This window comes from bacterium, assembly GCA_026398675.1.
Taxonomy (GTDB): domain Bacteria; phylum RBG-13-66-14; class RBG-13-66-14; order RBG-13-66-14; family RBG-13-66-14; genus RBG-13-66-14.
In genome coordinates this window covers 1-3,752 of sequence record JAPLSK010000014.1, presented here as the reverse complement: position 1 = coordinate 3,752, position 3,752 = coordinate 1, and the positions used below count along the sequence as shown (strand labels likewise).

General features: G+C 60.3%; 4 protein-coding genes. All 4 read right to left on the bottom strand.

Annotation, left to right across the window (positions count from 1 at the left end):
* Positions 1–100: 100 nt before the first annotated feature.
* The gene (locus NTW26_00180) at positions 101–469 is read right to left on the bottom strand and encodes an endonuclease domain-containing protein (protein MCX7020690.1); all 369 of its coding nucleotides are present in this window, start codon (positions 467–469) and stop codon (positions 101–103) included.
* A gap of 77 nt (positions 470–546) precedes the next feature.
* Positions 547–1,020 carry a hypothetical protein gene (locus tag NTW26_00175; protein MCX7020689.1) on the bottom strand — a complete coding sequence of 158 codons (474 nt, stop codon included), beginning with the start codon at positions 1,018–1,020 and terminating at the stop codon, positions 547–549.
* Positions 1,021–1,096: 76 nt separating this feature from the next.
* Positions 1,097–3,031 carry a hypothetical protein gene (locus tag NTW26_00170; protein ID MCX7020688.1) on the bottom strand — a complete coding sequence of 645 codons (1,935 nt, stop codon included), beginning with the start codon at positions 3,029–3,031 and terminating at the stop codon, positions 1,097–1,099.
* Between the two features lie 320 nt (positions 3,032–3,351).
* The coding region (locus NTW26_00165; GenBank protein MCX7020687.1) for a hypothetical protein at positions 3,352–3,752 on the bottom strand (401 nt) is incomplete at its 5' end.

Genomic DNA, 3,752 nt, shown 5'->3' with positions numbered 1-3,752 from the left:
CCCCCTCTCCCCGTGGGAGCGGCGCGCCGACGGGGATGGGGGTGAGGGCTGCCACGTCCCCCCTCTCCCTGTGGGAGAGGGGATGGGGGTGAGGGCTTCCTTATTTTAAATGCCTTACTATCTCCTCCAACACACCATTAGTATTCGACAGCACCTCGTTACACCAGAACCGCAGAACCTTTATCCCTTGACCCGCTAGGAACTCGTCCCTCCGCCGATCATACTCCGCCTGCTCCGGCAGACCATGCTGCCCACCGTCCACCTCCACCGCCAGGTCGGCCTCCGAGCAGAAGAAATCCAGGATGTAATTACCGACGACGTGCTGCCGGCGGAACTTGACCTTTATCAGTCGGCGGTTCCGCAAGAGACGCCAGAGCTTCCTCTCGGCGAGGGTCAGCTTCCTCCGCAGGGAACGGGAGTTCTCTACCAGCTTGGGGGGCAGTTCGCCCGGTGGATGGTGCAGGGACATTTTTTTCTAAGGAAGCCCTCACCCCGGCCCTCTCCCACGGGGAGAGGGGGACGCTGACCTTGGCTGTAATATTATTCCTAACGAATGCGTCTTGGGAATCTCTTTCGAAGTATACGTTTTAAGGAACAATAATACTTATCGGTCGTAAAAAACCAGAATCCAACCTGTGAAAGATCAAGAAATATCATTTTTAATTTATTTATATTGGATAGCTCTTCGCACACTTTCCTTAACAGTACATTCTTGTTGTTGCATGTTTTTACACTATAAGATTCATTCGTTCGCGTTAGGTCCTGAAAGACTACTATTAACTTACCCTTAGCATTATTTAAAAATGATATTTTAAAATGTTTATTTCCTGAACTTTTTGGCAATATGCCGACGTCAGGATCACAAAATATAATTCCCTTTTGATTAAGATCTATACATCCATTCATCCCAGAATACTCTTTGAAATTTATGCAGTTACAACCAAGAAGAGCCTGATAGTGGCGCTTTTGCCAGTCACACCAATCCCCATCGGTTATCATAGCTTCAACAAATATTTTCATGTTAAGCTTCTTCAAGTATTTAAGAAGAGTACCTTTCAAATAATCCTTACTGTCGCCAAGATATTCAAGTCTCACATTACTCCTCCTTCTTGGCCCAGGGGAGCTGGTAGCGGCAGGCGAAGGCCACATCGGCGGGCCGCGCCCCGCCCCACCACGCGCTGGCCGCTATCACGTGCTCCTCGGTATACTCGTAGGCGTAGAGCTTGGGGGTGACCGTCACCGTCTCGCCGGGGGCCAGCTCCGCGATGTAAACCGCCCCGTCCTTGGCGATGCTGGCGTTTCGCGTGGGCTCGGTGCGGACGCGGATGTTGCGCAGGGTTTCCCGCCCCAGATTCGTGACCTCGACGGGCACGTCGAAGAGACAGGCGCCCACACCCACCGGGCGCCCGACCTTTATCTCCACGGGGATGTCGCCGGTGAGGGCGCGGAGCCGACTCATGGCCGACGCCCCGGCCACGATGTAGTCGTCCACGGTCCATCCGCCGGCGCGGTAGGCCATCCGTTCGAGGTCGTGAAGGAAGAGTCCCTCGACGAGCCCGTCGGTGCGCAAGGAGCCGAATTTGTCGAGGTAGTGCGGGTCGAGGGCGATGAGGTCGTCCCAGGGCCCGGCGGAGGAGGCCAGGCCGTCCAGCGCCTGCTCCGCGCGGTTTCCCATCTCCAGGGGGAAGGGCGCGGCGGGGTTGTACGGGTTGGCCAGTTGGACCGGGTCGGCGATGACCCCGGCCACGAGATTTGTCCGCCCGTCGCGGTACTCCTTCGGCCACTCGCGCATCAGCCCGTCGAACTCGTTGCGCGTGGCGTCGTAGAGCATGAGGGCGACGAAATCCGCCCCGGCGTCGGTCATCATCAGCGGGTCCTGTCCGTGCTGGTGGCACCAGCCGAGGACGAAGCACCACACGGGCTTGGTGATGCCGGCGCGCTCTTTTATCTCGGCCAGGGTCCGCGCCGCCTTACTCGCCCGCCACCACTGCCACAGCCGCTTCATGCCCTCGTCGGTGCGCGTCGCGCCCACCAGCCACGCCATCTGCGTCTCGAGGGGCTGCTCGGTGAAGCCCTCGTAAGGCTCCAGGCCCAGATCGGTCACCATGTCGGTCACCAGCTCGAAGCCGCCGGGGCCTGAGCGGATGTAGTCCAGGCCGATGTAGTCCACCTGGGGCTCGGCCTGGAGGCTTTTCGCCAGCTCGACTATCTGCCGCTTGCGCAGCTCGCAGTCGAGGCTGGCGTTGAGCGTCGTCCAGAAGCCACCCTTGGCGCCCGGCTCCTCGGGGACGACGTAGTTGCGCGAGAACTCGTAGGGGATGTCGGGGCGTGTCTCGCCATAGGGGAAGAAGCAGGCGATCCAGGCGCCGAAGGCCATCCCCGCCCGGTGGCACTCCCGCGCCAGCACCGGGACCAGGTCCAGGTCGCGTTGGAGCCAGGGGTGCTCGGTGGTGGGGTGGTGCGCGGCCTTGGTCATCCCGGCGCAGAACCAGACCGAGTCGGCCCCGGCGTACTCGGGCCAGGCGACGATGTTCTTCCAGCCGGGGACGCGCATCCGCGGCCCGCCCAGACGCGCGGCGTAGTAATCGGCGTCGGTCTCCAGGGTGACGGCGAAGTGCGGCAGGGGTACCCTGCCGTTCGGGGATTTTCCCCGGATGCTGAACGCGGTCGCGGTCGAGCCAAGCTCGTCGCCGGCGGAGTCCAGGGCGCGCACGGTCATCTCGTAGGCGCCCAGGTCCGGGTCCCAGGGCATGGCCCAGCGCCCAACCCAGCGGCCCTCCTCCCGGCGGAACTCGATCTCTTTTCGCCCCGAGACGCCGGTGACCGCCTCGCCGTTGAGCTCGGGGACGCCGACCACCCGCTCGGTCCCGGTGGGTGCGCCGTCGGCGGTGACGACCACCACCTCGTAGCGCCAGTAGGCGGGCTGCGTGGCGGCGGCGGTGAACACGACCGGGTCCGCCGTCACCGTAGCCAGGCCGAGGAACACGAGGGCGGCGGTGAGCGTAATGAAAGCGGATAAGGTCGGCTTCAAAGGCGGAGCCCCCTTTCTTGCGTCCCGATGCTAGCACGGCCCCCGGAGTCAGTCAACGCGGACCGTTTCCCAAGTCCTCGACGATGCGCGTAAAAAAAATGCCCTGGCCCGACTTTTGCTTGTCTTGCCTTCAGCCCAAATTGAGGCTATATATAGGGGGAAGTGTGAGACCACCGCGGAGGTGATTCGTTGAAACCCGCCGCCCCGAGGTTCCGGAGTACGTCGTAACGCCCGTCTTCTTAAAAAAATCGCTCACAAAACTAATCCCCCTGACGACGCCCGAGCAGCAAACGGGTCAAGAAGGAGAGTGTATGCCCGGCTCAAAGAAGGAGAAGAAGCAAGACGACCTCCACGACAAGCACATCCGCCGCAGTGTGGATCACCAGATCAACGAACAGGCGAAAGCGCACGGCCAGGACATGAGAACCGCCAGACACGGAAGATCCATCGGCGGTTACAGACAGATCGAAGGGAGAGGTTTCAAGAAGAGGTAACCGACCCACAACTACCGAACGATATCGGGCGGCCCGCGCGGCCGCCCTGTTCATTGCCGGACGGGCGCCCCTTGCTTTCCGTTGTCGTTTTGCATGGAATCCCTTAAAAAAACGTGCTATATTTGTAATTGGTCGGGAGGTTCGTCCCGGCCGGAAACCAAAACCCCTCATTAAGGAGGAAAGGTGAAGAAAATATTTCTCTTTCTCTTGATTGCCGTCTGTGCCTT

What these genes read in the sequence shown, in the direction of transcription:
- NTW26_00180 (MCX7020690.1), bottom strand. Translation starts at nt 469, where the DNA reads ATGTCCCTGCACCATCCACCGGGCGAACTGCCCCCCAAGCTGGTAGAG.
- NTW26_00175 (MCX7020689.1), bottom strand. Translation starts at nt 1,020, where the DNA reads ATGAAAATATTTGTTGAAGCTATGATAACCGATGGGGATTGGTGTGAC.